The organism is Mesorhizobium sp. LEGMi-168a (genome assembly GCF_058312955.1).
This window is the reverse complement of the sequence record NZ_JBZEGV010000065.1, coordinates 1-6016: the sequence shown is the minus strand read 5'-3', so window position 1 is coordinate 6016 and position 6016 is coordinate 1. Positions and strand designations below refer to the sequence as shown.

Here is a 6016-nt window from a genome sequence, read left to right as displayed (position 1 = left end):
CGGCGCGACGTCGCGCCGGCGCCCTCCGCACGTCATTCCTGCGCTTCTGCGGCGTCGGCCATGGCGTTGGCCGCATCCTTGGCGGACATATCCGGCGACGCGACGAATTCGGTGATCGTGTCCATGATGGCGCCGCGGACCTTTTGCGGGATGGTCATGTTGTGGGCCATCGAGCGGACCAGCGTTCCCGCTTCGATCGAGGCCTGCAGGTCCTTCTGCGACTTCTGCTGGCAGGGATTGAAGCCCTTTGACAGGTCGACGTCCAGGCGCGCGGGGATAGACCCCTTGGCCTGGTTGAAGACGGTCTGGAACTCCGGCGACAGGATGGTGCTGGCGAGCAGTTTCTGGCCTTCGACATAGTCCGGGTCCTTCTGCTGGAAGAACACGACGGAATCGGAGTTCAGGATGAAGCCGGGCTTGCCCCAGTCGGTTGGCGCCTGGGCACAGACATAATCCGTTCCTTCCTTGAAGCCCGCGGCGGTGAGCAGGCCGATCGTCCAGTCGCCCATGATGTGGAACGCCGCCTCGCCGCGACCGACGAGAGCCGACATCGAATCCCAGTCGCGGCCGTTCATGCCGGGATCCATATACTTGGACGTCATGGTGCGGAACTGTTCGAACGCCTTCACCATGCCCTCGCTGCGCATGGCGTCGACGTTACCCTCGACGAAGGCCTTCCTGTAAAGATCGAGATCCTGGCCATAAAGGACGACCTCGAAGACGGTGGCGTCGGTCCAGTCGGCGGTCGAGTGCGAGATGCAGATCTTGCCAATCGCCACGACCTTGTCGCAGGCTGCGTTGAACTCCGCCCAGGTCTTCGGAACCTCCGTCACGCCGGCGGCCTGCATGACTTTCGGCGAAGCCCATATCCAATTGATGCGGTGGATGTTCATGGGTGCCGCCACCCACTTGCCGCTCGGCTTCATCACCGGCAGCAATTCCGGCGCCACCACCTTCTCCCAATTCTCTGCCTTCGCGAGATCGTCCAGATCGGCGGTCATGCCGGTCTTGTTCCATTCAGCGATCTCGGGGCCCTTGAGCTGAACCGCCGGCGGAGCGTTGCCTGCGATCACGTCGGCGCGCAGCTTGGCGAGTGTGTTCGCGGTATGGCCGGCAATCGAGGTCTGCTGCCATTTTCCGCCCTTCGCCTCGAACATCTCGCCAAGCTTGGCTATAGCCTGCGCATCCGATCCGGTCGCCCATTGATGGAGCAGGTTGGTCTTCGGCTCGGCGAGTGCCGTGTTTGCAAGAAAGGCAAATGCCGCCGTAGCGACAAGGGTCGCCCTCAGATATCTCATCGTCTCACTCCCATTTGATTTCAGCACGGTTCATCACGACCGTTTCGCCGAGACCGCCCGCATCGCAGAGGGCCTCTAGTTTTTTCTAGAATGATCAAATACGATCGACAGTCAAGGAGCTTTACGACAAAAATGACAAAAAGCCTGCTCAGATCGCTGCTGGACGGCCAGCCTCCGGGCACGCCTGAAAGCCTTATCGTCCGGTGTCTCAGCCAGCGCGGCGCCATTTCCGCCGCGCAGATCGCCCGGCTCACCGGCCTGGCCCGCTCGACCGTCTCGACGGCTTTGACTGGCCTGAAGAAGTCGGGGATTGTGGTGGAACTGGCGGCGGCTGACGAAGCGGCCAAAGGCGTCGGCCGGCCGGCAGCGACGCTGACGCTCAATCCTAAAGCCGGCACCTGCGTTGGCATTCATCTCAGTCTCGACGAGATTCGGGTCGCTGTGGCCGACGTCTCACATTCGTTCATTTCTGAAAAAACTATCACCCTCGGCCTGGATTATCCTCCGGACCGGGCGGCAAAGCTCACCAAGGCGGCGATCGCGCAATGCTACGAGGAGAACAGCTTGCCTGCGTCTGGCCTCCTGGGTGTCGGGGTTTCGGTGTCGGGACCGGTCAGTCCCGAAGGCTTCGTCCAGCGGGCCAGCATCGTTCCCACTTGGGCTGGCGTCAACATCCGACATGTCTTCGGGCCGGTGCTGGAGCAGCCGATCTTCGCAGCCAATGAAAGCAACTGCGCCGCCATCGCCGAGATGATGTGGGGCGCCGCCGTCGGCTACGAGGACTTTGTCCTGTTCAAGATCGACCTCGGGGTCGGCGGCGCGATCGTTCAGCACGGACGCGTCGTGACCGGAATTGCCGGCGGCGCGGGCGAGTTCGGTCACATGAGCATCGATCCAACCGGCGATCTTTGCCGCTGCGGCAATCGAGGCTGCCTGGAACTCTACGCCAGCTTCAATCGGCCGCTGGAGCAGATCGCGCGCGTGACGGGTCGGCGCGTCACGATGGACGATGTGATCCGCATGGCCGAGCAAGGCGATGTCGGAGCGTTGCGCATGATCGAGGATACGGCCGAAATGGCAGGCCGTGGCCTGGGCATGATCGGATCCGTTCTGAACCCGCCCCTCATCATCATCGGAGGACGCATGGCGCTCGCCGGCGACATCCTGCTTACGCCGCTCATCGCAGCCTATGAACGGCACACCCTGATCAAGGCGCGGGACGTCGCCCCCGACAGGCGCACGCGAATAATCATCGGCAAGCACACCGAAAACGATGTGCTGCTCGGAGCCGTCGGCCTTGTCCTGAGCCATTACGGGCGACTTCAATAGCCATGGGGACCGGCAAGGACGCCGCGGCGGCGCCCCCTTAGGGAAGCGCGCCTACTGCGCCGTCCAGCCGCCATCCATCGGCAAGGTCGTGCCGGTCATCTGCTTGGCGGCGTCCGAGCAGAGGAAGAGCGTCAGTGCCGCAAGCTCCTCGACGGTGACGAACTCCTTGGTCGGCTGCGCGGCGAGCAGCACGTCGTGCTTGACCTGCTCCTCGGTCATGCCTCGCGCCTTCATCGTGTCGGGGATCTGCTTCTCGACCAGCGGCGTCCAGACATAGCCGGGCGCGATCGCGTTGACGGTGATGCCGTCCTGCGCCACCTCCAGCGCCACCGTCTTGGTCAAGCCGGCAATGCCGTGCTTGGCCGAGACATAGGCCGACTTGAACGGCGAGGCGACCAGCGCGTGCGCCGACGCCGTGTTGATGATGCGGCCCCATTTGCGGCTCTTCATGCCCGGTAGCACCGCCTTGATGGCATAGAAGGCCGCAAGCAGGTTGATGCGGATGATCGCCTCCCACTTGTCGTCGGGAAACTCCTCGATCGGCGCGACATGCTGGATGCCGGCATTGTTGACCAGGATGTCGAGGCTGCCGAACGCCTCTTCGGCCTCACGCACCATGGCGGTCACCGCGGCGCCGTCCATCATGTTGGCGCCGGAATAGCGGCACTTGACGCCGAAATCCTTCTCGATGCCGGCACGCTCCTGCTCGATCGAAGCGGCATCGCCCAGACCGTTGATGGTGACGTTGGCGCCCTCGGCGGCAAAGGCGCGGGCGATTGCAAGGCCGATGCCGCTGGTCGAGCCGGTGACGAGCGCATTCTTGGAAGACAGGGAACCCATGGGAAATCTCGCAAGAGAAGGGAGGGACTATGAGGCAGATAGTTTGTGCGACGCAACATGACAATGCCACGACCATGTGTCGGCTCGATTACAAGGTTGCGACGACCTTTGCCGGCTCGGTGACGCGCCGTCGTGCGGCTGACACGGCACTGTCATGCTGCCATGCAACATATTTGCCAGCGTATTCGCGCGGGGTCATTTTTCAAGCACGGGGCACCAGCATGGAAATCGCCGATGTCGTGAAGCGCGCCTATGCGATGCCGCTCACCAACCCGTCTTTTCCGCCCGGCCCCTATCGCTTCTTCGATCGCGAATACATCATCATCACCTACCGCACGACGCGCGAAGCGCTGGAGGCGGTGGTGCCGGCGCCGCTCGAGATCGATGAGCCGCTGGTCAAATACGAGTTCATCCGCATGCCGGATTCGACCGGCTTCGGCGACTATACCGAGACCGGCCAAGTCATTCCCGTGCGTTTCGGCGGACAGCACGGCGGCTATGTCCACTCCATGTATCTCGACGACGACGCGCCGATCGCCGGCGGCCGCGAGCTCTGGGGTTTTCCGAAGAAGCTCGCCAACCCGAAGATCGTGCATGAGGGCGAAGTGGTGGTGGGCACCCTTCACTATGGCAGCGTGCTCTGCGCCACCGGCACGATGGGCTACAAGCACCGCGAGGCCGACCATGATTCCGTGCTCGCCTCGCTCGCCGCGCCCAACTTCCTGATCAAGATCATCCCGCATGTCGACGGCAGCCCGCGCATCTGCGAACTGGTGCGCTACTACCTGACCGATGTGACGCTGAAGGAGGCGTGGACGGCGCCGGCCGCGCTCGACCTTCGGCCCCATGTCATGGCCGACGTGGCGAAGCTGCCGGTGCTCGAGGTCGTCTCGGCCGTCCATTTCACCGCCGATCTGACGCTCGGGCTGGGCGAAGTCGTCCATGATTATCTCGCTGACCAGTCGGCGGCCAGCGCAATCCAGCCGGAGAAGGCTCGTGCTTGAACGCACCCGAAACAAGGCGGTTGCCGCCACTATTGAGGAAATCACCGCGCAATATGACCGCATCGCCCTGGTCTTCCAGGGCGGCGGCGCGCTGGGCGCCTACCAGGCCGGTGTCTACCAGGCGCTTTCCGATGCCGGCTGCGAGCCGACCTGGCTCTCCGGCGTCTCGATCGGCGCCATCAACGCCTCGATCATCGCCGGCAATGAGCCGAGCCGACGCCTGCAGCGGCTGGAGCAGTTCTGGCAGACGATCTCCGGCCGCAAGATCTGGGCCTATACGCCCGAGGGCGACATCTATCGCGACATCCGCAACCGCACCTCGTCATGGATGACGATGACCATGGGCCAGCCCGGCTTCTTCAAGCCGCGCAGTCCCAACCCGTGGTTCCAGCCGCCCGGCGCGGACGGCGCCACCAGCTTCTACGACACCGCCGAGCTGAAAGAGACGCTGGAGAGCCTGATCGATTTCGACGTGCTCAACGACGGCAGGAAGCGGCTCAGCGTCGGCGCGGTCAATGTCAGGACCGGCAACTTTGTCTATTTCGACACCGACAAGGTGCGCATCGGGCCGGAGCACATCATGGCGAGCGGCGCGCTGCCGCCGGCCTTCCCCTCGATCCGCATCGAGGGCGAGTATTACTGGGACGGCGGCATCGTCTCCAACACGCCGCTGCAATATCTGCTCGACCAGGAGGAAGACCGTTCCTCGCTGGTCTTCCAGGTCGATCTGTTCAGCGCCCGCGGCGCGCTGCCGCGCGGCATGGCCGACGTGCTGTCGCGCCACAAGGACATCATGTATTCGAGCCGCACGCGCCAGAACACCGACAATTTCCAGCGCATCCATGCGCTCAAAATGAAGCTGCTCGATGCCTTGAAGCGCGTGCCGCCGGAGCAACTGAAGGATGGTGAGAAGGAACTGATCGCCGACTACTCCGATGCCGGCGTCGTCAACATCGTCCACCTGATCTACCAGCACAAAGGCTATGAGGGTCACGCCAAGGACTACGAGTTCTCGGGCACCTCGATGCGCGAGCACTGGGAAATGGGTCTCGAGGACACCGAACGCACGCTGCGCCACAAAAAGTGGCTGATGCTGCCGACCAATGTCGAGGGCGTCGCCATCCACGACCTGCACCGCGAGGATCCGACCTGACCAGCGGCAGCGGGCGGACGAAGCGTTCCTCGTGATTGGATAGTTGAGTGGCCTCAGACTTCAGCGCTCAACTTCGTTGCCCTAGCTCTTGGCTTCAGCAACTCCGTTCTGGTGCGCTACGAGATAAGAGCGAAACATAATTGTGAGCTGCCTTTCGGCCTCGATGCCATCGGCGGGAGCCAAAACCCGGTGGCAGAAGGCCGGAACCGTCCCGTAAAGCGCGGCGATCAAGGTCTGGGCAACCAAACTAGGATCGGCGAAGCGAGCATCGCTGGCACTGGACAGCGCTGCCTCGATTGCCCTCACGCTCCTACGGGTGGCCAACTCGATTAACTCGCGGGCGTCGAGTTCCAAAGCGATGCGGGACAGGGCGGGAGAGACCTCGGCCTGCG

The 6016-nt window shown here is 63.1% G+C and carries 5 protein-coding genes and 1 pseudogene; 3 read left to right on the top strand and 3 right to left on the bottom strand.

Translation table 11 applies throughout. From position 1 onward, the window contains the following. Window positions 1-32: 32 nt before the first annotated feature. Window positions 33-1298: an ABC transporter substrate-binding protein gene (locus AC4FWB_RS33675; protein WP_491030533.1), complete on the bottom strand. Its 1266-nt coding sequence runs from the start codon at window positions 1296-1298 to the stop codon at window positions 33-35. 132 nt (window positions 1299-1430) lie between these two features. On the opposite strand from AC4FWB_RS33675, the gene AC4FWB_RS33670 reads away from it, so the two are divergent. Beyond that, window positions 1431-2627: an ROK family transcriptional regulator gene (locus AC4FWB_RS33670; RefSeq protein ID WP_491030532.1), complete on the top strand. Its 1197-nt coding sequence runs from the start codon at window positions 1431-1433 to the stop codon at window positions 2625-2627. 51 nt (window positions 2628-2678) lie between these two features. Here the strand turns inward: AC4FWB_RS33670 and AC4FWB_RS33665 are convergent, their stop codons facing one another. Next, complete coding sequence (locus AC4FWB_RS33665) at window positions 2679-3467, bottom strand: 3-hydroxybutyrate dehydrogenase (protein WP_491030531.1); 789 nt, start codon at window positions 3465-3467, stop codon at window positions 2679-2681. A 221-nt stretch (window positions 3468-3688) separates the two neighbouring features. On the opposite strand from AC4FWB_RS33665, the gene AC4FWB_RS33660 reads away from it, so the two are divergent. Then, the gene (locus tag AC4FWB_RS33660) at window positions 3689-4471 is read left to right on the top strand and encodes an acetoacetate decarboxylase (RefSeq protein WP_491030530.1); all 783 of its coding nucleotides are present in this window, start codon (window positions 3689-3691) and stop codon (window positions 4469-4471) included. After that, window positions 4464-5624, top strand: coding sequence for a patatin-like phospholipase family protein (locus AC4FWB_RS33655; RefSeq protein ID WP_491030529.1), 1161 nt, complete (start codon window positions 4464-4466; stop codon window positions 5622-5624). Before AC4FWB_RS33660 ends, AC4FWB_RS33655 begins: the two co-directional genes overlap by 8 nt. 81 nt (window positions 5625-5705) lie before the next feature. On the opposite strand, the pseudogene AC4FWB_RS33650 reads toward AC4FWB_RS33655, so the two are convergent. Further along, a pseudogene (locus AC4FWB_RS33650) lies at window positions 5706-6016 on the bottom strand (TetR/AcrR family transcriptional regulator); the annotation flags it as partial.